Origin of the sequence: Hylemonella gracilis, from assembly GCF_004328645.1 — a bacterium.
In the GTDB taxonomy this organism is placed as follows: domain Bacteria; phylum Pseudomonadota; class Gammaproteobacteria; order Burkholderiales; family Burkholderiaceae_C; genus Hylemonella; species Hylemonella gracilis_B.
Map to the genome: position 1 here is coordinate 3189961 of NZ_CP031395.1, position 25331 is coordinate 3215291.

Below are 25331 nucleotides of genomic sequence, written 5' to 3' on the forward strand. Positions count from 1 at the left end.
TTTAACGCTTGCTTCTCTCGTGATTCATGGGTCGTTCGGAGGGCATATCGTCGGCACGATGCCTACTCCAGCGGCAGAGGTTGCTCGGCATCCTCGAACCGCACCAGGGGCACCTTCTCATTCGGAAAGGGCACCGCGGGCGCGGCATTGAAATCATCAAACACGAACTGATCGGACCAGTTGCCCTCCAGCTTGGTCCGGTCAATTTCCGTCTCCACCTTCGACACCGAGGCCTGCAGTTTGTCCGCGCCATCCTGGAGCGCCCGCAGCGCCTGGCGCAGTGTCTCCTGTTTTTCCGGTGTTTCCTGCTCCAACCGATTCGTCGCCTTGCGCAGCCGTTCCTGCATGCCCACGATCTCCTGGTCATTGACACCCGAGACGCAGTGCGGCTCGTCTCCGCAGGCGGCCAGGGTCAGCACCAGGCCTGTCTGCACGTCCTGAAGCTCCTTGAGTTCCACCGTCAAGTCGACCGCCGCGTCGGCGGCCTTTTCCGTCGATTTTTCCGCCGGCTTTTCTGCTTTGACAGTCTCGCTCCCGGCTTCACCACGCGCCGGCACGCTGCGCGTTGCCTGGACCGCGGTCGTCGGTTTGCTTTGGGCCGACGCCATCGAAACCACGCAACAGAAGGAGATCACCAAACCCGGTGGCAGCGCCGCCAATGGCTTGATCCAGGTCCGATGATCCTGCGCCATCATCATTCGACCTCGTTCTTCCCTTGCAGCATGCGTTCGATGCGGGCCTCGGCACGGGTGGCCGATTTCAAGGTGCTGTCGATGATCTCGCTCAGGCGCTGGTCGTTCAGATCCAGGCCGGTGCGTTCGGCGAACAGTTTGCGCCGCTCTTGATTGAACCGCAAGTTCTCCAGGAAACGCACGCGGGTATAGATGGTTTCGACCACCTTCACCTCGCGCTCCATGGCTTGCATGTCGATCTCCGCCGCGCCCGTCTTGCCGAATTCATCCTCGAACTGGGCCTCGAAGCCGGTGAAATCGGCGAGATCCGTGCGGTAGGTCGTGTACTCCTTCTGACGGCTGCGGTATTCGCCCAGCAAGGCCTCGACCTGCTTGCGCCGCTCGGGGTCCTTGGTCTGCAGCAACTCCGCCTCCAGTTGCTGGATGTTCAGCTGGATCTGACTCAGCGTCGTGCTGAGCTCTTCCAGCGTGACGTTGGGCGTGCAGCCCTCCACCTCCTCGCACTGGGCGAAGGCCAGGGCGACGCCCTCGCCCAAGCGACCGAAGAGCGTCAGGTCCTCCTCGAACAAGGCAAGGTCGATCACCTCGATGGCCCGCACGCCAAGCATGGCGGCGGCCGGGTTCGCGAAGCTGACCGAGACGCTGACCAGCTGCAGGTTCAGGCCGTTGACGAAGGCCTGCGTTTTGGTGCTCAGCGGAATACTGCGCGCGGTGGACAGACTGTTGGGCTGGGAGGTTTGCTCCTGTCCGGCCGCCACGGCCAACTCGAAGTCGCCACCATTGAACTTGAGGGTCAAGGCACTGGCATTCTGAATGCCCCGCGCCGCGATGACCTGGCCGCTATCGGCATTGATAGTGGTGGCCGCCGACACGATCAGATCGCCAGTGCCGCCCAGCCCCGCGCAGCCATTGCAAGTGCTGCCCCCCGCGATCAGACTGGTGCTGCCGCCGCTCGTGATCGCCGCGCCGGTGAGCTCGATGTCCGAGCCCAGCAGCACCAGATTGCCACCCGTGAGCAAGGCGTCCGCCACAGTCAACCGATCGGCATTGATCACCACCGTGCTGCCCCCATCCAGGGGCAGGTTGGGCGGGGTGAGGGCGCCACCGATGATGAGATTGCCCGTGAAGCCCGCCAAGTTCGGCAGATAGAGATCGCTGCTGCTGATGCTGAAATTGCTCTTGCTGGTCTGCCCATCGCGCTGAGCAATCGTCAAGCTGCCGTTGCCCGTGACGTTGCCCTGGGTCAAACGCGCACCCGACGTGAAATTCCAACGGTTGGTGCCCGCCAAACGCACGGTGCCGCTGTACTGACCGTTGGAGGTGAAAATGTTCTCGCCTCCGGTGCCGCTGTTGATCTGCGTGAACCCGGAGAAACTGGCCGCCGTGCCCACGGTGATCGTGCCGCTGCTGGCCCCGGTTAGGCTCCAGGTCGTGCCTGCGGAGGAGCTGCCCTGCAGCACATCCCCATTCCCCACCAAGGTTTCGACGTTGCTGAAATCCTGGCCCCACACTACGGTGCGGGGATGGCTGGCGCCAGAGAGATCAAAGGTATCCGAGCCGCTGCCGCCATCGAAACTTCCCACCGTGCCTGAACCCAATAGACGCAGGATGTCGTTGCCGGCCAGCCCTTGGATGCTGCCTGCGTGGTTCCCGGTCACATTGAAGGTGTCTGCGTCATCGCTCCCGACCAGCGTGGAAAAGCCGCTGAAGCCGGCAACATTCGAGCTGGTGCCAATGTCCGCATGCGTCAGACTGCCGCTGCCGTTGCCGGTCACCGACCAAGTTCCTGACCCCGAGGTATAGCCTTGCAGCGTGTCTCGGCCACTGCCCGCCAGCACGACGCTGGTGCCAGACAGGTCCAGCCCGTTCAGGTCGAGGGTGACACCAGCACTGTTGTTCGCTTGGTTGACACGCAAAGTCAACACGCCGGATCCACCCGTTCCAGCCTGCAACGTCACGCCATCGGCATCGTGCGTCAGGTTGTTCTGCAGCGTCAGCGTCATATCCTGCGCCGCCGACACCGTGTCCTCGGCATACAGGTCAGCAGCCGCCAGCGTGAGGCCGGCATCCGCAGTCACCGTGTCCAGCAGGGTCAAGCTGCCACCGGCTTGGAGGGTGTGGGTCCCCTGCACGGTGACTGCACCGGAATAGCTCTGATTGCCGGTCGTGATGACGTCGCCCGCCATCGTGCTGGTGCCGGCCACGTTCAAGCTGCCCAGGCCCGTCGCGTTGCCGGTCAGCTTCCAGTTGCCCGTGGCAATGTTCAGGCCCCGTCCAGCACCCGTGAGCCCGGCCCGCATGTCGACCAGCTGCCCGCTGCCCGCCCGCAGCTCGCGCGTCCCCGCGCCCGCCAAGGTCACCGTGCCGAAATACGTCTGGGCCCCCGTGGTGGTCACATCACCCGCCAGCGTGCTCGTGCCGGCCACGTTCAGGCTGCTCAGCCCGGTGGCATTGCCGGCGAGCTTCCAGTTGGCCGTCGCGATGTTCAAGCCCAGCCCGCCGCCTAAGAGCCCGCCCTGCATGTCGATCAATTGGCCGCTGCCCGCCGTCAGCGTGCGCGTGCCTGTCGCCAGCGACACCGCACCAGTGTAGGTCTGCGCGCCTGTCGTCGTCACGTCGGCACCCAGCGTGCTCGTGCCGGTCACGCTCAGGCTGCTCAAGCCCGTCGCCGCAGCCTGCAGGTTCCAGTTGCCGTTGATCACCAGCCCTTGCCCCAGGCCGTCGAGCGTGCCATTGAAGTTGATGGCTTGCAGCACGTTGCCGGCATTGCGTGCCGTCAATGTCGTCGCGCCGTCCAGGGTCACGGCACCGTTGTAGGTCTGGGTGCCCGTGCTGTGGATGTGGCCTTCCAGCTCAATGGCATTGAAGGTGACGTTGCCCACCAGCAGGCTGCCATTCGCGGCATTCAGCCCGCCAGCAAAGGTCATGCCCCCGCCATTGGTGCTGGTCAAGGTCGTGGTGCTGGAGAGGTTGATGCTGCCTGCGTTGATGCTGAGGGCCTGGCCGCCATTGTTGATCTGGCCATTCACGTTGAAGTTGGCCAGACGGGCAAGCCCGCCTACCGCCTGGCTGAACACCGTATTGCCATCGCCCGTGGTCACGATGCTCAGGCTCTCCGTGTTCGCCGCGGCGGCATTCAGCGCGGAGTTGAAACTGACGACGCCGCCGTTGTTGATCGTGAACAGGCGGGTCACGCCAGCGCCACCGCCCACCTCGATGCCTTGGCCAGCCGTCAAGTCCAGGGCATGGGCCGTGGTGACGTCGCCCATCAGGTTGATCTTGCCGCTGGTGTTCAGCGCCAGGTCGTAGGCCAGCGAAATGGAATAGAGGCTGATATCGCCACTGTGGCTGGTCTGCCCCAGCTGGAGCGTGGCCGCCGAGAAGGTGAAGGTGTTGCCCAGGTTATAGACCGCGCCCGTTAAACCGCAATTGGGAAGGACGCTGCTGCAAACGCTCAGAGCCGTGCTGGCATTCTGCGGCGCCAAGGTGATGGTGCCATTGCCCGCCTGGATATCGAGGTTGGTGATGGTCAGGTTGTCAGTGATCAACGCCACGTCACCACCGGTTCCGCCATTGCCGTCCGACGTATCCAGCGTGATCTGCGAGCTGCCCGCCCCACGGTCGATTTCATTGGCATTCAAGTGGATCGAACCGGCTTTCAGTTGCAGGCCGTCGCTCAGGGTCAAGGTTCCGCTGGCCTGAGTCACCTCGAAATCGCCCGTCAGGGTGACGCTGCCATCCAACGTCACGTTCTCGGCTTGAGCGATGGTCAAGCTGGAAGTCGTCGCCTCGGTCAACGTGCCGTTGAAATTGATGTCACCGCCATTCAAAGCGGTCAGCGTGAAATCGCCATTCAACAGAACGTTGGACTTGAAGGTCTGATCGCCCTGGGTCGTGATGGAGCCCCCTGGTTGCAGGCGGGTAATTCCCGAACCATTGCCGCTGGCACCACCCGGATCGAGTATCAGTGAGCTGCCTGCTGTGCCCGTGAGGTTGCCTGCCACAACGATGTCGGCGTCATTGCGCACCCACAGGCCATAGTTGAAGGTAATTCCTTCCAGCGTGATGACGGCATGATGATCGACCGCGCCAAAACCGATGGTTCCCGCAGTGATGGCCAAGCTGCCCAGGTCGTAGGTGGTGTCATAAGTGCCGCCACACGAGCCCGCCACATTGCTGTTGCAAATGTGCACCGTGCGGGTCTTGGTGAAGGGCGCCAGAGTGACTGTCCCCGTGCCCGCATTGAAACTGGTGCTGCCAGCAATCGACAGCAACTCGTCCACCTGGAGGGTGATGTCACCATTTCCGGTGGTATTCAAGGCAACACCGTCCAAAACCAAACGATTGACCTTGAGATCAATGCTGCCCACCGTCAAGGCACCGTCCAGGGTCGTGGTACCGGTGCCTTCCGTTTGCTTGAATTCCCCGGCCAGCGTGATCTGCGACGAGAACGTGGCGTCGTGGGCCTGGGTAATTCGCAGGTACTCCAGTTGGGTTCCGTTGCCAATGTCTCCCGCAACGGCGATGTCACCGGCCCCAGCATTGAGTGTCAGCCCCTCTTGCCCCGACGCGGTGCCATCCACCGTGGAATTGAAGTTGATGTTGCCGTTGCCTGAACTAGTGTTCAGCGTGACATCCGTCGTCAGCCTCACCGCCTGCGCGAAGGTCAGGTTGCTGCCAGTCGAGAAGTTCCCCCCCAAGGAAATCACACCTGTTTGACCGGTACGACCGATTTGCAGGGTATCCGCAATGATCCGGTTGGATGGCGGCAAATTGCTCAGCACGATACCGGCACCTGCTGAGGACGCCGACAAGATGACCGTTCCATTCACGGCACTGATGTTGCCAGTCGCGCTGATCTGCGTATCGGCACGCAGGTCCACGTTGCCAGTGCTGGCGGTGATGCCACCACTGCCCACATCCAGACTGCCGGTGCCACCGTCGATTGTGACGCTGGTGCCGTTGGCGGTCACGGCACCGCCGAAACTGTTGCCAGCGTTGTCCAGCGTGATCGCGTTCGCACCCGCGGTCAGCGTCGTCGTGCCTGTGACGCTCACGCTGCCCGTGTCGCTCACCGCACCTGCGCTCGTCACACCCAGGTTGCCACCCACGCTCGTGACCCCGAAGCTCGTCGTGCCCGTACCCGTCGTCGTGGTCGTCAGGTTGTTGCCGAACGTCCCGCTCACCGCCAGGTTGCCCCCAGCCGTCAGGTTCGCCGCACCCGTCGTCGACGTCGACACCACCGTCAACGCGTTCGTATCGTTCAGCGTCACCGCCCCAGCACTGGTGAGCGTCACCGTCCCGCCGAAGTCGTTCGCGTTGTCCAGCGTGACCGCGTTCGTGCCCGCCGCCAGCGTCGTCGTGCCTGTGACGCTCACGCTGCCCGTGTCGCTCACCGCACCTGCGCTCGTCACTCCCAGGTTGCCACCCACGCTCGTGACCCCGAAGCTCGTCGTCCCCGTGCCCGTCGTCGTGGTCGTCAGGTTGTTGCCGAACGTCCCGCTCACCGCCAGGTTGCCCCCAGCCGTCAGGTTCGCCGCACCCGTCGTCGACGTCGACACCACCGTCAGCGCGTTCGTATCGTTCAGCGTCACCGCCCCAGCGCTGGTGATCGTCACCGTCCCGCCGAAGTCGTTCGCGCTACCCAGCGTGACCGACCCCGAACCCGCGTTGAATGTGCTCGTGTTCGTGCCCGTGATCGTCAGTGCACCCGTTTGCGTCATCGCGCCACCATTGCTGGTCGCGCTCAGCGCACCTCCCACCGTGCCGCTTCCCAGGTTCAGCGCACCCGTGCTCACCACCGTCAGCGCACCCGTGTTGAGAACCCCCAGCGTCAGCGCGTTCGTGTCCGTGATCTGCGTGATCCCACCCGTCAGACCCACCGCACCCACAAAGTTGTTGCTGCTGTTGGTCAGCGTGATCGCCGCGCTACCCGCGTTGATCGCGCTCGTGGTCGCCACGCTCAGCGCTCCGCTCTGACTCACCGCCCCAGCGCTCGTCACATCCAGGGCACCTCCCACGCTCGTGGTCCCGAAGCTCGTCGTCCCCGTGCCCGTCGTCGTGGTCGTCAGGTTGTTGCCGAACGTCCCGCTCACCGCCAGGTTGCCCCCCGCCGTCAGGTTCGCCGCACCCGTCGTCGACGTCGACACCACCGTCAGCGCGTTCGTATCGTTCAGCGTCACCGCCCCAGCGCTGGTGATCGTCACCGTCCCGCCAAAGTTGTTCGCGTTGTCCAGCGTGACCGCGTTCGTGCCCGCCGCCAGCGTCGTCGTGCCTGTGATGCTCAGATTACCCGTGTCAGTCACCGCACCAGCGCTGGTCACGTCCAGGCTCGTCGCACTCGTCGTGCCGAACTCCGTCGTCCCCGTGCCCGTCGTCGTGGTCGTCAGGTTGTTGCCGAACGTCCCGCTCACCGCCAGGTTGCCCCCAGCCGTCAGGTTCGCCGCACCCGTCGTCGACGTCGACACCACCGTCAGCGCGTTCGTATCGTTCAGCGTCACCGCCCCAGCGCTGGTGATCGTCACCGTCCCGCCAAAGTCGTTCGCGCTACCCAACGTGATCGACCCCGAACCCGCGTTGAATGTGCTCGTGTTCGTGCCCGTGATCGTCAGTGCACCCGTTTGCGTCATCGCGCCACCATTGCTGGTCGCGCTCAGCGCACCTCCCACCGTGCCGCTTCCCAGGTTCAGCGCACCCGTGCTCACCACCGTCAGCGCACCCGTGTTGAGAACCCCCAGCGTCAGCGCGTTCGTGTCCGTGATCTGCGTGATCCCACCCGTCAGACCCACCGCACCCACAAAGTTGTTGCTGCTGTTGGTCAGCGTGATCGCCGCGCTACCCGCGTTGATCGCGCTCGTGGTCGCCACGCTCAGCGCTCCGCTCTGACTCACCGCCCCAGCGCTCGTCACATCCAGGGCACCTCCCACGCTCGTGGTCCCGAAGCTCGTCGTCCCCGTGCCTGTCGTCGTGGTCGTCAGGTTGTTGCCGAACGTCCCGCTCACCGCCAGGTTGCCCCCAGCCGTCAGGTTCGCCGCACCCGTCGTCGACGTCGACACCACCGTCAGCGCGTTCGTATCGTTCAGCGTCACCGCCCCAGCGCTGGTGATCGTCACCGTCCCGCCGAAGTCGTTCGCGCTGCCCAGCGTGATCGACCCCGCACCCGCGCTCAATGTGCTCGTGTTCGTGCCCGTGATCGTCAGTGCACCCGTTTGCGTCATCGCGCCACCATTGCTGGTCGCGCTCAGCGCACCGCCCACCGTGCCGCTTCCCAGGTTCAGCGCACCCGTGCTCACCACCGTCAGCGCACCCGTGTTGAGAACCCCCAGCGTCAGCGCGTTCGTGTCCGTGATCTGCGTGATCCCACCCGTCAGACCCACCGCACCCACAAAGTTGTTGCTGCTGTTGGTCAGCGTGATCGCCGCGCTACCCGCGTTGATCGCGCTCGTGGTCGCCACGCTCAGCGCTCCGCTCTGACTCACCGCCCCAGCGCTCGTCACATCCAGGGCACCTCCCACGCTCGTGGTCCCAAAGCTCGTCGTGCCCGTGCCCGTCGTCGTGGTCGTCAGGTTGTTGCCGAACGTCCCGCTCACCGCCAGGTTGCCCCCAGCCGTCAGGTTCGCCGCACCCGTCGTCGATGTCGACACCACCGTCAACGCGTTCGTATCGTTCAGCGTCACCGCCCCAGCGCTGGTGATCGTCACCGTCCCGCCAAAGTTGTTCGCGTTGTCCAGCGTGACCGCGTTCGTGCCCGCCGCCAACGTCGTCGTGCCCGTGATGCTCAGATTACCCGTGTCAGTCACCGCACCAGCGCTGGTCACATTCAGGCTCGTCGCACTCGTCGTGCCGAACTCCGTCGTCCCCGTGCCTGTCGTCGTGGTCGTCAGGTTGTTTCCGAACGTCCCGCTCACCACCAGGTTGGCCCCCGCCGTCAGGTTCGCCGCACCCGTCGTCGACGTCGACACCACCGTCAACGCGTTCGTATCGTTCAGCGTCACCGCCCCAGCGCTGGTGATCGTCACCGTCCCGCCGAAGTCGTTCGCGCTACCCAGCGTGACCGACCCCGAACCCGCGTTGAATGTGCTCGTGTTCGTGCCCGTGATCGTCAGCGCACCCGTTTGCGTCATCGCACCACCATTGCTGGTCGCGCTCAGCGCACCTCCCACCGTGCCGCTTCCCAGGTTCAGCGCACCCGTGCTCACCACCGTCAGCGCACCCGTGTTGAGAACCCCCAGCGTCAGCGCGTTCGTGTCCGTGATCTGCGTGATCCCACCCGTCAGACCCACCGCACCCACAAAATTGTTGCTGCTGTTGGTCAGCGTGATCGCCGCGCTACCCGCGTTGATCGCGCTCGTGGTCGCCACGCTCAGCGCTCCGCTCTGACTCACCGCCCCAGCGCTCGTCACATCCAGGGCACCTCCCACGCTCGTGGTCCCGAAGCTCGTCGTCCCCGTGCCCGTCGTCGTGGTCGTCAGGTTGTTGCCGAACGTCCCGCTCACCGCCAGGTTGCCCCCGCCGTCAGGTTCGCCGCACCCGTCGTCGACGTCGACACCACCGTCAACGCGTTCGTATCGTTCAGCGTCACCGCCCCAGCGCTGGTGATCGTCACCGTCCCGCCGAAGTCGTTCGCGCTACCCAGCGTGACCGACCCCGAACCCGCGTTGAATGTGCTCGTGTTCGTGCCCGTGATCGTCAGTGCACCCGTTTGCGTCATCGCGCCACCATTGCTGGTCGCGCTCAGCGCACCTCCCACCGTGCCGCTTCCCAGGTTCAGCGCACCCGTGCTCACCACCGTCAGCGCACCCGTGTTGAGAACCCCCAGCGTCAGCGCGTTCGTGTCCGTGATCTGCGTGATCCCACCCGTCAGACCCACCGCACCCACAAAATTGTTGCTGCTGTTGGTCAGCGTGATCGCCGCGCTACCCGCGTTGATCGCGCTCGTGGTCGCCACGCTCAGCGCTCCGCTCTGACTCACCGCCCCAGCGCTCGTCACATCCAGGGCACCTCCCACGCTCGTGGTCCCAAAGCTCGTCGTGCCCGTGCCCGTCGTCGTGGTCGTCAGGTTGTTGCCGAACGTCCCGCTCACCGCCAGGTTGCCCCCAGCCGTCAGGTTCGCCGCACCCGTCGTCGATGTCGACACCACCGTCAACGCGTTCGTATCGTTCAGCGTCACCGCCCCAGCGCTGGTGATCGTCACCGTCCCGCCGAAATTATTCGCGTTGTCCAGCGTGACCGCGTTCGTGCCCGCCGCCAGCGTCGTCGTGCCTGTGATGCTCAGATTACCCGTGTCAGTCACCGCACCAGCGCTGGTCACGTCCAGGCTCGTCGCACTCGTCGTGCCGAACTCCGTCGTCCCCGTGCCCGTCGTCGTGGTCGTCAGGTTGTTGCCGAACGTCCCGCTCACCGCCAGGTTGCCCCCAGCCGTCAGGTTCGCCGCACCCGTCGTTGACGTCGACACCACCGTCAACGCGTTCGTATCGTTCAGCGTCACCGCCCCAGCACTGGTGATCGTCACCGTCCCGCCGAAGTCGTTCGCGTTGTCCAGCGTGACCGCGTTCGTGCCCGCCGCCAGCGTCGTCGTGCCTGTGACGCTCACGCTGCCCGTGTCGCTCACCGCCCCGGTGCTCGTCACTCCCAGGTTGCCACCCACGCTCGTGGTCCCGAAGCTCGTCGTGCCCGTGCCCGTCGTCGTGGTCGTCAGGTTGTTGCCGAACGTCCCGCTCACCGCCAGGTTGCCCCCCGCCGTCAGGTTCGCCGCACCCGTCGTCGACGTCGACACCACCGTCAACGCGTTCGTATCGTTCAGCGTCACCGCCCCAGCGCTGGTGATCGTCACCGTCCCGCCGAAATTATTCGCGTTGTCCAGCGTGACCGCGTTCGTGCCCGCCGCCAGCGTCGTCGTGCCTGTGATGCTCAGATTACCCGTGTCAGTCACCGCACCAGCGCTGGTCACGTCCAGGCTCGTCGCACTCGTCGTGCCGAACTCCGTCGTCCCCGTGCCCGTCGTCGTGGTCGTCAGGTTGTTGCCGAACGTCCCGCTCACCGCCAGGTTGCCCCCAGCCGTCAGGTTCGCCGCACCCGTCGTCGATGTCGACACCACCGTCAACGCGTTCGTATCGTTCAGCGTCACCGCCCCAGCGCTGGTGATCGTCACCGTCCCGCCGAAGTCGTTCGCGTTGTCCAGCGTGACCGCGTTCGTGCCCGCCGCCAGCGTCGTCGTGCCTGTGACGCTCACGCTGCCCGTGTCGCTCACCGCCCCGGTGCTCGTCACTCCCAGGTTGCCACCCACGCTCGTGGTCCCGAAGCTCGTCGTGCCCGTGCCCGTCGTCGTGGTCGTCAGGTTGTTGCCGAACGTCCCGCTCACCGCCAGGTTGCCCCCAGCCGTCAGGTTCGCCGCACCCGTCGTTGACGTCGACACCACCGTCAACGCGTTCGTATCGTTCAGCGTCACCGCCCCAGCGCTGGTGATCGTCACCGTCCCGCCGAAATTATTCGCGTTGTTCAGCGTGACCGCGTTCGTGCCCGCCGCCAGCGTCGTCGTGCCCGTGATGCTCAGATTACCCGTGTCAGTCACCGCACCAGCGCTGGTCACGTCCAGGCTCGTCGCACTCGTCGTGCCGAACTCCGTCGTCCCCGTGCCTGTCGTCGTGGTCGTCAAGCTGCTGCCAAACATGCCGCTCAGCACCAGGTTGTCCGCAGCAGTCAGATTCGCCGTACCGGTGGTCAATGTCGACACCACCGTCAACGTGTTCTGATCTTTCAGCGTCAACGCGCCTGCGCTGGTGATCGTGACCGTGTCGACAAAGTCATTGCCGGTGTTGCCCAAGGTGATGGCGCCGGTCCCGGCATTGAGCGTGCTCAAGCCTGTCACGCTCAGCGCTCCTGCCTGCGTGACGACACCGTTGTTGCTCGTCACATTGAGCGCGCCGCCGATCGCGCCACTGCCCAGATCCAAATCACCGGTCGTGATCACCGTCAGCGCTCCGGTGTTGAGAGCCCCCAATGTCAACGCGTTCGCGTCCGTGATCTGCGTGATCCCACCCGTCAGACCCACCGCACCAACAAAGTTGTTGCTGCTGTTGTTCAAGATGACGGTGGCGCTGCCTGCGTCGATCGACGACGCTCCCGTCACGCTCAAGGCCCCGGTCTGGCCGACCGCATTCGCACTTGTGACATCCAGGGCCCCGCCCACGCTGGTGAGCCCGAAACTGGTCGTGCCAGTACCTGTTGTCGCGGTCGTCAGGTTGTTGCCGAACGTGCCGCTCACCGTCAGGTTGCCACCCGCAGTCAGAGCCGCTGCGCCCGTCGTCGACGTCGACACCACCGCCAGCGCGTTCTGATCCTTCAGCGTCACCACCCCTGCGCTGGCGATCGTGACCGTGCTGCCAAAGTCATTGTTGGCGTTGTCCAAGGTGATCGCACCTGCACCGGCATCGAGCGTGCTCAAGCCTGTCACGCTCAGCGCCCCTGCCTGCGTGACCTCGCCATCGTTGCTGTTCACAGTGAGCGCCCCACCGATGGTGCCACTGCCCAGGTTCAGATCCCCCGTGCTGATCACCGTCAGCGCTCCGGTATTGAGCGCCCCGAGGGTCAAGGCGCCGCCGCTCGCGATCTTCGTCGTCCCGCCCGTCAGCGCCACCGCGCCGCCAAAGTTATTGCTCGCGTTGAGCAGTGTGATCGACTGACTCGCAGCGCCGATCGTGGTCGCGCCCGTCACGCTCAACACGCCGCTCTGGGTCACCGCCCCAGCGCTTGTGACCCCAAGATCCCCCCCACCGTGGTGGCACCGAAATCCGTCGTCCCGGTGCCGGTCGTCACGGTCGTCAGGTCATCATCAAAATCTCCGCTTACCGCCAGGTCGCCGCCTGCCGTCAGAACCGCCACTCCCGTGGTCGACGTCGACATCACCGTCAGCGCGTTTTGATCTTTCAGCGCCACCGCCGCGCCACTGGTGATCGTCAGCAGTCCGCCAAAGTCATTGCCGGTGTCGTCCAGCGTGATTGAATTCGCACCCGCTGCCAGCGTTGTCGTACCTGCGATCGTCAGCGCACCGGTCTGGCTGATTGCCCCCGTCGCGGTCAATGTCAGGTCGCCCCCGTCAGAGACCGTGGTGGTGCCCAATTCCAGCGCACCGGTGTTGTCGATCACGACGTCGCCACCCCCGCTCTGACTGATCGTGGCCGTCAGCGTCGTGGCCGTGTTGGTGAACTGGATGTCGCCAGCCCCCGTGTTCGTCGCATCGAAGCTCCCGACCTGGTTCGCCGCATTGAGAACAATGCCACCCACTGCAGTGATGTTCAATGCAAGTGTCTCGATCGCCCCGCTTTGACTGACGGCCCCACCAGAATTGATCGTGAAGTCCACGCCCACGCTCGATGTCCCGATGCCCGTGACCCCGCCCGCACCGGCCGTCATGGAGACACTTCCATCAGTCGTGATCCCATGGCCATTCATGGTGATCGCATTGCCGGCATCCACGGTCAGGGTGTCCGCCGCGCCCTGAGCAGCCATGCTCAGGTCACTCAGGAAGATGACGTCGTTACCCGCGAGCAAGGTGACGTTCCCCGTGACGGCGGCCAGGGTCGCGGTATTCACCCAATAGTCATCGATGTGGTCATTGGCTTCGAAAGGACCGGAGACGAGTTCAAGTTGCCCCGCAGCAGGATCGGTGTCGGAGATATAAAGATTGTCCGGGTCCAGCAGCAAGGAGCCCAGTTGCCCCTGGGCGGCCGAGAGATCCACCTGACCCGAGAACGCCAGACGTTGCTTGCCCGACACTTCGGCGAATCCGCCATTGCCGCCTGCGGCGCCCCCGCGGGCGCTGATCGAACCGAAATACCGTGTGTCCCCATCGGCCCACAGAATGACCTTGCCACCATTGCCCCGCTCGATCGCGTCGGCCTTGATGCGCACGCCGGACCCCACAAAGACCCGCTCCGCGTTGGGAATGTCCGGATTCTTGCCCTGGTAGTCACCCCCGATCAGGACTTCACCCCCACCCTGGGCGCCGCTGGCATCGACGAGGGCGTTGCCGGTCAGTGCAACGCGCTCGCCCAGCACATGCACTTGGCCGCCCGTGCTGGATGCGTCACGGCCCGCGGCGTCCAGCGTGCCGCTGTTGAGGACCGAGCTTTCACTGCCGCCGAAGCCCACCAGGCGGATCACGCCGCCACTGTTGTCGATGCGCCCAGCCTTGATCACCCCTTCGTTGTTCACCACGTGGGCGAACACGTCGCGCGCCACGCGGCCTTCCAGCACCACCTGGCCGCCTTCGGCCCGCAGTTCGCCGCTGTTGTGGATGGCCGTGTCCAGGCCATCGATCTGCTCTTGCAGCGCTTCGTCCACGGCGAAGCGCATCAGGCCGTCACCGTCGAAGTCGAGCGTGATGCGCTCGCCCACGCCCAGGTGGATGCGCCCGGCGTTGGCAATGATGGTGCCGGAATTCTCTACGCTGGCGCCCAGCAAGCTCACGCTGCCCCGGTGGCCGCCTGGATGACACCGCGGTTCACGACACGGCCGCTGGTCCCCGCCTGCCGCTCGAACTTGAGCTGTCCGGCCATGAAACTTTCAGTGGAGAGCCCCAAGCCCGAAGCCACCAGCGAACCGACGCTCAGTTGCGCAGTCGAACTGAAGTAGACGCCATTGCCATTGACCAGGATGACGTTGCCGTTGGCGTTGATCTGCCCCCGGATGACGCTGGCATTGCTGTCCAGGATCTGGTTAAGCACCCAGGCGCTGGACGACGGTTGGTAGAAATTGACGCGTTCATCCGCCCCCACGTTGAAGCTGTCCCACTGGACCGCCAAGCGGTGGCTGTTCTGCTGCACTTGGGTGGTGTTGGCATCCGGTTGACTGACGCTGCCACTGCCACCCACCACGGTGCCCCCTTTGGGACCGGCGTACAGCGGCAGGGGCAAGGCTCCGCCGCCCAGGGCCAAGGCGGCGGCCAGGGCGATGGGCGTGATGCGGGTCAGCGTGACCCGATCAGAAAAGCCAGGCGAGGTCGAACCAGAGCCGAGGCTCCGATTTAGCCGCTGCACTTTGCTCATTGCCGCTTTCATCGGTCAGTGGAAAGGCAAGCTGAATCCGTGAATTCAGCTTGTTCGGGATGTTGAAACGCAGGCCCACGCCCGCGTCGGACAGTTGGTAGTTGTCTTGCGGCTCGTTGGGTAAGGGCTTGTTCTTGCGGCCCAGCGCATGATCGTAGAACACGGACATCTGCAACAGATCGCGCCAACGCCAGCCGCCGCCAAAACCGCTGAAGGGGGCCTGGGTATCGCCCAGCCCCGGCGCTTGCAAGATGTACTCCAGCGTGAGCAGGCCACCTGTGTCGTACAGCGTGTAGGAGCTGTCATAGCCGCGCAAGTGATCCGCGCCGCCCACCGCGTACTGCTCCATCGGCACCAGCAGATCATTCGAGACTTGGAACTCGGTTCTGAGCAGCACGGACGAGCTGCCAGTGATGTTCTGCAGGCGCGAGTAAAAAGCCAGCAACTTGCTGAACGCGCCTTCGGCGTAGATGTTCTGGTTGGAGGAGGTTCTCTCGCCACTGAGGCGACTCGGACGCCGACCTTGATCCAAAGAGCGTGCGCTGTTGCTGTCGCCCATCGCGCCCAGCAGGTCGTTGAAGCCCTGGCTGTACTCCAGACCTGCGTAGTTCAGGCCGCTGTAGCGCGTGTCCACCGAATCGTAGTTCAGGCTCAGCTTCAGCACGGTCAGCTTGTCTTCGTTGGCCGGGGCGCCGAAACGTTCGGTCGACGAGGACTTGGAGGCGAGTTCTTGCTGGGTGGAAAAATTGCCTTCACGGCTGCGCCACCAGACCTGCTTCACGTACAGACCATACTGTTCGGACGAGCCACTGAGTTGCTGATCCGCGAACTCACCGCCAACGGTGAATCGGTTGCCGCGAGCAAAGCCACCCCCTTGCCAGAAGCCGTCATGGATCTGCAGGTAGTCCAGCGCCCCGTAGAAATTGTTGGCGGGCTGCGCGCTTTGCTGCAAGGTCAGCGAAAGGCGATCGGCATGGTCAGTCGGGTTGTTCCAGTGCAACTGGGTACGGGCCCGGTAGACCCCGGTGGTCTCGCTGCCCTGATTGTCGATGTGCACATTGCCATTGAAGCGGTCCTCATTGGGCACGCGCAGCAGCAAGTCTGCCTCGCCAACCCGCTTGCCAGGCTGGAACGTACCGAATACGGCCAAGCCTGGGTAGTCGGTGAGGGTCAGCAGCGCGGATTCCGCTTCTTGCTGACTCACGGGCTCACCCAGCAAATCGTGAAAGGGTCGCGCCAGCGCGCGGGTGGAGTACAGGCCATTGCCCTCGGCCAACACCTGACCCAGATGGCCTTCGATGACCTGCAAGGTCACGACGCCGTCGTTGACCGTCTGCACCGGGAGCACAACCTTGGCCAGGATCAGGCCGCGTTGACGGTAATAGTTGGTGACGCGGTTGGCCACCGCCTCCATTTCACCGATGGTGAAACCATCGGCCTGCTGCTCCCCCAAGGCTTGGCCGAGCAAGTCACGCACCTCCTCGAGCCGGATTCCGTACCGCAGAAGATCACGCGCATCCACTAGGTCAAACCGCACCACCCGGACACGCGGGCCTTCACCCGGCGACAGGGAGCGCTCTACCAGCGGGGGATTTCCAGCAAACCGCCAGGCGTGGGGGCCGGCGGGATGCGCGCGGAGGCATCCGGACGCACCGCCCCCGGTTGCAAGGCATCGGGAAGCGGCGTTTGCTGCGCAAAGACCTCAGCGCCCACGATCAGTCCCGCGCACGCCATGAATACCGCCCTCCGCGCAGCGAACTTGCCGCGTATACCGTACTTGCCAGCTTTGTTGAGATGAGGCGCAAAGACACTTTCCCGGTGTTTTACGCTGGGATGTTCTGTCATGAGCGCCGGCACAAGGGGACAAGCAAAGCAAGTGGTTATTTACTCAGGCAATATCCTTGAAGTGTAAAAGAGATTCTTTTCTTTCCACAGAGGTAAATGGATGCAAGCAGCTGCGTCTTCGCACTTGCGGTGCAAGAGCACAACATATTGCACATTTCTCCTCTGCGCGGACGGGTTTTCCCGTGCCAGAACACCGTCTTTGTTACGAATTCATTGTTACAAATTCAGTGAATTACGTGGCGTGCAAACCATGCATGACGGGACCTCGTGCAGTTAGCACGCCCGCACCGACACGGCAACTCAGGAACAGGGATTGCCAGGTTCCACCGGCGTGGCACCAACGGAACGCGGCGGGGTGGACATGCCACCCAAGGCCTGCGCATTGGCGGCCGCTGCAAGGCCCGAAGCGATCTGCGCCACCCGAACCTGCGCACCGTCATTGCGCATGCGCTGCTGCCCCGCGGTGATAACCACGTCCCCTGCGGCCAGGCCTTGCACCACTTCCACCCGACCCGGCTGTCGCAGGCCGGTTGTCACTTCAACGCGACGCACCGCGCGCAAGGCGGGATCGCCGTCCTGGCCGCCCGCACCGCCACCAGGGCTGGGGGCCTCCAGCCTGAACACATACTGCTTGCTGCCTTGCGGAACGATCGCCTCCTCGGGCACGACCAGCGCGTTGTCGCGCGCGCCAAAGACCGTGGTGACACGCGCGAACATGCCAGGACGCAGCAGTAGCTTGCGGTTGTCGATGCAACCGCGCACCGCCAATGAGCGGCCATCGGCATCAACCAGCGGATCAATGGCCTGGATCACGGCCGGCATGGATTGCCCGGGAAGTGCGTCCACCGACACATAGGCACGCTGCCCGGGCCGAACCTTGGCTTGCAGTCGCTCGGGCAGGCGGAAGTCGACGTAGAGGGCTTCAATGTCTTCCAGGTTGACGATGTCCGCGCCGTCACGCACATACTCCCCCAGGTCCACCTTGGTGATGCCCACCATGCCGTCGAAAGGTGCCGTGATACGCATGCGTGCCAACCGTGCGCGGGCCAGCGCAGCCTGGGCCTCGGCCACCTGCAGGCTGGCACGGCTTTCGTCGAGCACGCTGCGAGCAACGAAGCTCTGGGCCACCAACTCCTCGTTGCGCCGCAGGTTGGCGCGGGCGATGGACAGTTGCGCCTCGGCCTGGCTCAGCTCAGCGCGCGGCAGTTCATCATCCAGACGGGCCAGCAACTGGCCGCGCTTGACGCGCGCGCCGTCGCGAAAGGCAATCTCTGCGATCCGCCCGGCAACCTCGGGGCGCAGCATCACGCTCTGGCGCGAGCGCAGGGTGCCCACCGCCTGGGCGTCGTCCTGGACGCGCGCGAGCACGACCGCCGCCGCCTCGACGCTGGGCAGGCCACCTCCCGCCGAAGCAGGCCTGGCGGAGGCCGGACCCGTTGCCGGCGCGGTCGCCATGGTCGCGCTGGTGGCGGCCGTCTGGCGGTGCTGAAACCACCAAGCCGTGACGGAGGCCACGCCGATGCCCAGGGCTGCGATCGCAGGATAAAGAAGTCTGGAAGCCATGAAGATCAATCTGGATGGAATGTTTCGCCTGTTCGCTATCCGTCCTTCGGGCGACAGGACAGGAGGATGGTGCCAGTCTAGGCAACGCTCCTTGCAACGGCAGGAAGCATGCCAGAACCATGTAAACCCTCAGTCAAGGGCGTGCACATGACGTCATGGCAGGCGAGGAGATCCCCCACTCAACGGCGACCGGCCACCTGTTCCACGCCCCGGTTGGCGAGCCCATCCGCGCGCTCGTTGCCAGGGTCGCCATCATGTCCCTTGACCCAGCGCCACTCAATCCGGTGCGTCGCGCCCTGGCCGGGCGCGCCGTTGACCAGGGTGTCCAGGCGCTGCCAAAGATCGACGTTCTTGACCGGCTGCTTGCTCGCCGTCTTCCAGCCCTTGGCCTTCCAGCCGGCCAGCCATTCGGTGATGCCCTTGAGCACGTACTGGCTGTCGGCGTGCAGGACGACCTGGCAAGGACGCTTGAGCGCCTCCAGCGCCTGGATCACCGCCATCAGCTCCATGCGATTGTTCGTGGTCGCCGGTTCGCCACCGAACAACTCCTTCTCCACGCCGCCGGAACGCAGCAGCACGCCCCAGCCGCCGGGGCCGGGGTTGCCCTTGCAGGCACCATCGGTGTAGATCTCGACCGGACTCCCATCAACGGTCATCTCCCTGCTTGCTTGTTGTTGCGCGAGGCTCAAACCTGCCGTCCTTTCCTTGTGTTTTGTCTTGTCCATCCATGCCGCGATGCGAGGTTGACACCGGCATCCAGCCCCCGGGAGCCGCGCCGACAGCCCCCGAAACCGTCGATTCTCGCTGGTGCCGCACCAGGGAGGCCGGCGCCGCCTGCTGCGCCGTGCTCGGAGCACGGCGCCAGCGCGGCTCCAGCAAACGCACACCATGCACGCGCTTGATCGCCACGATGCAGTACGCCGCGCCCAGCACGGGCCACCAGCGCGCACCCACTCCGTCCAGCCAACGCCAACGCTGCAACCAGGACGCACTGCGCAGCAAGGGCCGCCACAGGCCATAGCGGGAGCCAGGCTCGGTTTCCTCGACTTCCAGATTCAGCAGCCGCAGCCAATCCCGCAGGCGCCAGGGGCTGATGAGCCCCAACCCGGCGGGCAACACGGGATTGCAGCGGCCGGCCAACCAGTGCCAGCCTGCCTCGTGCGCTGTGCGCGCCCACCAGCAGTCGCGCCGCTGGCGCCACCCCCATAGACTCATGGGGTTGAAGCCAGTGATGAGCACCCGCCCACCGGGTGCGAGCACACGCGCCACTTCACGCAGCACGGCATGTGGGTCGGGGTGGCTGTCCAGGGCATGGGGCAAGGTCACCAGGTCCAGACTGCCCTCGGAAAAAGGCAGGGCGGCGTAGTCGCAGTGCAGCGAAACGGGCCGCGGCGTGGTGGTTCCGTCATTTGGCACCGCCGGCCCGCAGCCGGCGAGCCAGCGGTGGGGCATGCGATTGGCGGCCAGGGTGTCCAGCGCGGGCAGACCCAGCTGCAAGGCGTGGTAGCCAAAGATGTCGGCCACGGCGCGTTCGCACTGCTCCCGCTCCCAGGCCAAGAGATAGCTGCCAGCGGGGGTCTCACACCAGGACTGCAAATCTATAATTTCGCCGCTCATGACCTGTCGTCATGTCTCCTCAAGATAACCCTGCACTGTGCCGCTGCTTCCTCTGCCCGCGCTGACCGACAACTACATCTGGCTGCTGCATGACCAGCACCAGGCCATCGTCGTCGATCCAGCCGAGGCAGCGCCTGTGCTGGAAGTCTTGCAAGCCCGGCATCTGACGCTGCGGGCCATTCTAGTCACCCATCACCATGCAGACCATGTGGGCGGCGTGCCCGAGCTGCGCGCCGCGACCGGCGCGGCGGTCTACGGCCCGGTGGGCGAAGACATGCCCGAACCCCTGACCCGGGTGTGTGAAGGGGACACGGTGGCATTGCTCGGCCTACGTTTCGAGGTGCTGGATGTACCGGGCCACACCGCCGGTCACATCGCCTGGTATTGCGCGGATGGCGCGGCGCTCGACCCACCCTCACCCCTGCTCTTCTGCGGCGACACGCTGTTCTCGGGCGGCTGTGGCCGCATCTTCGAGGGCACGCCCGCGCAGATGCTGGCCTCGCTGGACAAGCTGAGCCGCCTGCCCGGCGCCACCCGCGTATGCTGCGCGCATGAATACACCTTGAGCAATCTGCGCTTCGCGCGCGCCGTGGAACCCGCCAACGAGGCGCTGCGCCAGCACAGCCTGCATTGCGAGGCCCTGCGCGCGCGTGGCCTGCCTACCCTGCCTTCTACGCTCGCGCAAGAGCGCGCCATCAACCCCTTCCTGCGCAGCCGCCACCCCGACGTCGTTCAAGCCGTCGCGCGAACGGCCGCGCATGCCTTGACCCGTCTGCAGCCCGCCGACGTCGATACCTTCGCCGCCCTGCGCCAGTGGAAAAACGAGTTCCGATGAAATCCTTGCCACCTTCCAGCCTGACCTCCCGCCTGTCCCGTCGCGCCAGCAGGGTCACCGTCACCGTCACCGTGCCCTCGCCCTCTCGCTTCTCGGCCCTGGCATTCGGATTCGTGCTCGCGCTGGGCCTGAACGGTTGTGCGCTGACCGACGCATTGACTCGGCGCAGCAATGCCCCGGACCCCACGATTTCCGCATCGGCCGCCGAGGCCACGGGCACCCACGCCCCGGACACGATCGCGAACGGCACCGCGCCGATCACGCCCATAACGCCGGTCTCGACCGCCGCGCCGGACACACTCGCGACCCCGACGGCGGACCCGGGCGTGTCGACGCCGGATATTCCACCCACGAAGGCCCTCACACTGACGTCGGTGCCGGCCATCGAGCTGCAGCCGCTGCCCAAGCCGTTGACGCCCGCCACGCACGCGGTAATTGCCCTGGCACCACCGGATGACCTCTGGCAACGTATCCGCCAAGGTTTCGCCATGCCAGACCTGGACAGCCCTCTGGTCCAAGGACGCGAGCAGTGGTACGCGGCGCGCCCCGAGGAGTTCATCGCGATGATCGAGCGATCGCGCATGTACCTCTTCTACATCATCGAGGAAATCGAGCGCCGCGGCATGCCCACCGAACTGGCGCTGCTGCCCTTCGTCGAAAGCGCCTACAACCCCCTGGCCTATTCGAGCGCGCGCGCCGCTGGCATGTGGCAATTCATCCCCAGCACCGGCCGGGTCTACCAGCTGCGACAGAACGCCTTCCGGGATGACCGTCGCGACGTGCTGGCTTCGACCCGTGCCGCCCTGGATTACCTCGAACGCTTGCACGGCATGTTCGGGGACTGGCATTTGGCCCTGGCGGCGTACAACTGGGGCGAAGGCGCCGTGGGCCGGGCCATCGCCAAGAACAAGCGCATGAAGAAACCGACGGACTACGTCTCTCTCTATCGGCTGATGCCCAAGGAAACGCGCTATTACGTGCCCAAGCTGCAGGCGATGAAGAGCCTGATCGCCGACCCGGCGCGCTTCGCCATCACCTTGCCCGATTTCGGCAATCATCCCTACTTTGACAGCGTGGACATCACGCGCGACATCGACGTGGAACTCGCCGCCGAACTGGCCGAGGTTGGGCTGGAGGACTTCAAGGCGCTGAACCCCTCTCTGCACCGCCCTGTCATCCTCGCGGCGGGCACGCCGCAGATCCTGCTGCCCTGGGACAACGCCATCGTGTTCGAGCAGAACCTGAGCGCCTACATCGAGTCGCAGAAAGGCCAGTTGGCGAGCTGGACGGTCTGGACCGCACCCAAGACCATGAAAACCACGGAGGTGGCCCAGCGCCTCAAGATCGACGAGAAGGCGCTGCGCCAGGCCAACGCCATTCCGAGCCACATGATCATCCGCGCCGGCTCCACCCTGCTGGTACCGCGCGCCAGCGATCACGAAAACGACGTGAACGAGCGCATTGCCGACCACGGACAACTCAACTTCTTCCCCGAAACCGAGCTGCGCCGCGTGGTCTACAAGGCTGGCAAGCGCGACACGGTCAGCGTCATCGCGCGCCGCTACGGCATTGCCGCAGCCAAGGTCGCGGAGTGGAACAATCTGAAGGTCAACGACAAGTTCGAACCCGGTCAGACCATCGTGCTGTACCGCTGGATGCCCGTCACGTCCACCTTGGGCACGCCGGTGCGCAAGGACAGCTGAGCCGCTCGGCCTGCGGGGGATCGGAGTAGACGCCAGGCGCACAAAATAAAAGCGGCGGGGCTGGCAGCCCGGCCGCTTTGATTTGGGTGAGACCGCCAGTCCGGACTGATCCGCCTCTCCCGTTCGCAGCCCAGGCGGCTACTTGCCCCGTTGGTGCTCCGGCACTTCCAGTCGCTTGGCCGCCAGCGACAGCAACAGCGTCATGACCAGGTAAAGCACTGAAATAGCGAGGTAGGGCTCCCAATAGCGGGAGTACGCCCCCGCCACCGTGCGCGCCGCCAGGGCCAGATCAGCCAGGCCGATGGCCGAGACCAGGGACGAATCCTTCAGCAGCATGATGGCTTCGTTGACCAGCGGCGGCACCATGCGCCGCGCCGCCTGGGGCACGACCACGTAGCGCATCGATTGCGCGTGTGTGAAGCCCAGGCTGTAGGCGGCCTGCGTCTGCCCCTGGTGGATGGACTGGATGCCCGCACGGAAGATTTCGGAGATGTAGGCCCCGGCGTTGAGCGACAACGCCACGGCGCCCGAGAAGAAGGCGCCATAGTTCTGCCGGAATTCACTCGCCAGAGAACCCGCCAGCAACAGGCCGTGCTCGGGATGCACCAGCGTGGGCATGAGCGCGAAATGCACCAGCAGAATCTGCACGAACAAGGGCGTGCCACGGAAGAAAGTGACGTAGGCCACGGCCAGCCACTGCACGGGCTTGAGCGCCCAGCGCGCAAGCGCCGAGTGGGGCGGTGGCGCCTTGCGGGAACTGGTGATCAGGCCGGTCAGCAGTCCCAGCATCAGCCCGGCCACGATGGCCACCAGCGTCACCAGAATGGTTGTTTTCAGCCCCGAGTAAAACAGGGGCGCGTACCCGACAAGGATGTTCCAGCGCAAATCCATGGTCGTCTGCTGCTTTCTTTGTGAATCAATCGCTGCGGATCAATCGGGCATGCGACTCACCCGAAAAACAGGCGGCCTGCGTGACACCTCTTAGGTCACGCAGGCCGCCGCGTCCGGATACAGATCAGGTTCGGCCGATTGATCTGACTCTCAAGTGCCGCTTACTTCTTGCCGCCGAACCACTGGGCGTGGATCTTGTCGTAGCTGCCGTCGGCCTTGATGGCCGCCAGGCCCTTGTTGATCTTCTCCAGCAGCTCGGTGTTGCCCTTGCGCACGGCGATGCCATACTGTTCGGGTGTGAAGCCGTCGTCGCTCACGGTCTTGAATTTGAAGTTGGCGTTGTTGTTGACGTAGTTCTCGACCACGCCGTTGTCGGCCACCACGGCCTGCACGCCACCGGCTTCCAGTTCCTTCAGCGCCAGGGGCGTGGACTCGAAACGCTTGATGTTGGCGCTGTCCTTGCCCAGCAGGCCTTGCACGACGTCGTCACCCGTGGTGCCGGTCTGCACGCCCACCTTCAGGGTCTTGAGGTCGGCGAACTTGGCCACGGTGGACTTTTCGGCCACGGCGATCAGTTGCTTGGCGTCGAAATAAGGATTGGAGAAATCCATCGTCTGCTTGCGCTCGGCGGTGATGGTGATAGCCGACACCAACAGGTCGCGGTCGCCTTGGGCCAGGGTGTTGAAGATACCTTCCCACGGCGTGTTGACGAACTTGACTTCCAGGCCCTGGTTGGCGGCGATGGCCTTCACCACGTCGATGTCGAAACCGACGATTGCGCCCTGGGCGTCCTGCGACTCGAAGGGGGCGTAGGCGGCGTCGGTGCCGACGACCAATGCCTTGGCGGCGACTTCTTCTTTCTTGCCGCAGGCGGCGAGGCCGGCGACGGTCAGGCCCGCCAGCACCAGGGCAGCCAGCTTGAGAGTGGAACGTTTGGATTGTGCGGTTTGCATAAAAGTCCTTGAAGGGGGTGAGAAACAAAAAAGAAACCGGAACCGTTATTGTCGCTTGGTTTGCAAGCGCCCCGGCCTGTCCGACGCAGTGCCTGTTGGCGGTGAACCGGGGCGTGCCTACTCGACTTGGCTTCCGTTCGGCCAGGGCCCGAAGCGTGGCACAAACGAGCAATATTCGTACCCGTCCGACACACCGCGCAAACCGGCAGTCGCCCCAAGGCCGGGCTGCGTCATCAACGCCGATCCGCCAAGGCATGGGCGATCGTGCCCAAGTCCACGTACTCCAGCTCGCTGCCGATGGGCACGCCGCGCGCCAGCCGCGTGACAGCCACCCCTCGGCTTCTCAAGCCTTCGGTGATCACATGCGCCGTGGCCTCCCCCTCGGCGGTGAAGTTGGTGGCGATGATGACTTCATGCACGCTGCCGTCACCCGCGCGCGCCATCAGGGCTGGCAGACCGATGTCCTTCGGGCCAATGCCATCCAGCGGGCTCAGGCGCCCCATGAGCACATGGTAGAGGCCCTTGTAGGCGCCTGTTCGTTCGAGCGCCATCTGGTCTGCGGGTGTTTCCACGACACACAGGCGACTCGTATCGCGGGCCGGGTCACTGCACAAGGCACAGACCTCGGTTTCGCTGAAGGTGTGGCAACGCGCGCAATGCCGTACCTGCGCCACCGCCTGCTGCAGGGCCCCGGCCAGCAGCTGTGCGCCTTCGCGGTCATGCTGCAGTAGATGGAAGGCCATGCGCTGCGCCGACCGTTGCCCCACGCCGGGCAGGCGACGCAAGGCATGAATCAGGGCGTCGAGGGAATGCGGATCGGACACGCAGGCTTCGAATCAGAAGGGAAACTTCAGGCCGCCGGGCAGTCCTGGCATGCCAGCGGTCAGCTTGCCCATCTTCTCCTGCGAGGTTTCCTCGACCTTGCGCACGGCAGCATTGAAGGCTGCGGCCACCAGGTCCTCCAGCATGTCCTTGTCGTCGGCCAGCAGGCTGGGGTCGATGACGACACGCCTGACGTCGTGCTTGCCTGTCATCGTGACTTTGACCAGACCCGCGCCCGACTCGCCCGTGACTTCCATCAGGGCGATCTCGTCTTGCGCCTTCTTGAGGTTGTCCTGCATGGCCTGGGCCTGCTTCATGAGGCCCGCGAGTTGTCCTTTGTTGAACATGCTTTTCCTTTTCAGATG

General features: G+C 64.7%; 15 protein-coding genes. 2 read left to right on the plus strand and 13 right to left on the minus strand.

The window, feature by feature from the left end:
- Window positions 1-62: 62 nt before the first annotated feature.
- The 9 genes from DW355_RS14945 to DW355_RS14985 form a co-directional block, all read right to left on the minus strand.
- Window positions 63-698: a hypothetical protein gene (locus DW355_RS14945; RefSeq protein ID WP_131281222.1), complete on the minus strand. Its 636-nt coding sequence runs from the start codon at window positions 696-698 to the stop codon at window positions 63-65.
- Window positions 695-9187: a beta strand repeat-containing protein gene (locus DW355_RS14950; protein WP_131281224.1), complete on the minus strand. Its 8493-nt coding sequence runs from the start codon at window positions 9185-9187 to the stop codon at window positions 695-697. Before DW355_RS14950 ends, DW355_RS14945 begins: the two co-directional genes overlap by 4 nt.
- Window positions 9184-12429: a beta strand repeat-containing protein gene (locus tag DW355_RS14955; protein ID WP_131281226.1), complete on the minus strand. Its 3246-nt coding sequence runs from the start codon at window positions 12427-12429 to the stop codon at window positions 9184-9186. The genes DW355_RS14950 and DW355_RS14955 overlap by 4 nt, the downstream gene beginning before the upstream one ends.
- Complete coding sequence (locus DW355_RS14960; protein ID WP_131281228.1) at window positions 12426-14159, minus strand: hypothetical protein; 1734 nt, start codon at window positions 14157-14159, stop codon at window positions 12426-12428. Before DW355_RS14960 ends, DW355_RS14955 begins: the two co-directional genes overlap by 4 nt.
- Entirely contained in the window at window positions 14156-14737 is a 582-nt protein-coding gene (locus tag DW355_RS14965; RefSeq protein WP_165493208.1) for a filamentous hemagglutinin N-terminal domain-containing protein, read from the minus strand. Before DW355_RS14965 ends, DW355_RS14960 begins: the two co-directional genes overlap by 4 nt.
- Window positions 14673-16205: a ShlB/FhaC/HecB family hemolysin secretion/activation protein gene (locus DW355_RS14970; RefSeq protein ID WP_131281232.1), complete on the minus strand. Its 1533-nt coding sequence runs from the start codon at window positions 16203-16205 to the stop codon at window positions 14673-14675. The genes DW355_RS14965 and DW355_RS14970 overlap by 65 nt, the downstream gene beginning before the upstream one ends.
- Before the next feature lie 677 nt (window positions 16206-16882).
- A complete protein-coding gene (locus DW355_RS14975) occupies window positions 16883-18145 on the minus strand; it encodes an efflux RND transporter periplasmic adaptor subunit (protein ID WP_131281234.1) in 1263 nt (420 codons plus the stop codon).
- A gap of 179 nt (window positions 18146-18324) precedes the next feature.
- The gene (gene rnhA, locus DW355_RS14980) at window positions 18325-18801 is read right to left on the minus strand and encodes a ribonuclease HI (protein ID WP_131281236.1); all 477 of its coding nucleotides are present in this window, start codon (window positions 18799-18801) and stop codon (window positions 18325-18327) included.
- Entirely contained in the window at window positions 18791-19762 is a 972-nt protein-coding gene (locus DW355_RS14985) for a class I SAM-dependent methyltransferase (RefSeq protein WP_131281238.1), read from the minus strand. Before DW355_RS14985 ends, rnhA begins: the two co-directional genes overlap by 11 nt.
- Window positions 19763-19799: 37 nt before the next feature.
- On the opposite strand from DW355_RS14985, the gene gloB reads away from it, so the two are divergent.
- Window positions 19800-20597 carry a hydroxyacylglutathione hydrolase gene (gene gloB, locus DW355_RS14990; protein ID WP_131281240.1) on the plus strand — a complete coding sequence of 266 codons (798 nt, stop codon included), beginning with the start codon at window positions 19800-19802 and terminating at the stop codon, window positions 20595-20597.
- A complete protein-coding gene (locus tag DW355_RS14995) occupies window positions 20594-22300 on the plus strand; it encodes a transglycosylase SLT domain-containing protein (RefSeq protein ID WP_242671200.1) in 1707 nt (568 codons plus the stop codon). Before gloB ends, DW355_RS14995 begins: the two co-directional genes overlap by 4 nt.
- Before the next feature lie 138 nt (window positions 22301-22438).
- Here DW355_RS14995 and DW355_RS15000 read toward each other — a convergent pair whose 3' ends face one another.
- From DW355_RS15000 to DW355_RS15015, 4 genes are all read right to left on the minus strand, one after another.
- Window positions 22439-23191 carry an amino acid ABC transporter permease gene (locus DW355_RS15000; RefSeq protein WP_131281242.1) on the minus strand — a complete coding sequence of 251 codons (753 nt, stop codon included), beginning with the start codon at window positions 23189-23191 and terminating at the stop codon, window positions 22439-22441.
- Between the two features lie 161 nt (window positions 23192-23352).
- Window positions 23353-24144: a basic amino acid ABC transporter substrate-binding protein gene (locus tag DW355_RS15005; protein WP_131281244.1), complete on the minus strand. Its 792-nt coding sequence runs from the start codon at window positions 24142-24144 to the stop codon at window positions 23353-23355.
- Between the two features lie 233 nt (window positions 24145-24377).
- Entirely contained in the window at window positions 24378-24968 is a 591-nt protein-coding gene (gene recR / locus DW355_RS15010) for a recombination mediator RecR (RefSeq protein ID WP_131281246.1), read from the minus strand.
- Window positions 24969-24980: 12 nt separating this feature from the next.
- Entirely contained in the window at window positions 24981-25313 is a 333-nt protein-coding gene (locus tag DW355_RS15015; RefSeq protein WP_131281248.1) for a YbaB/EbfC family nucleoid-associated protein, read from the minus strand.
- Window positions 25314-25331 lie beyond the last annotated feature (18 nt).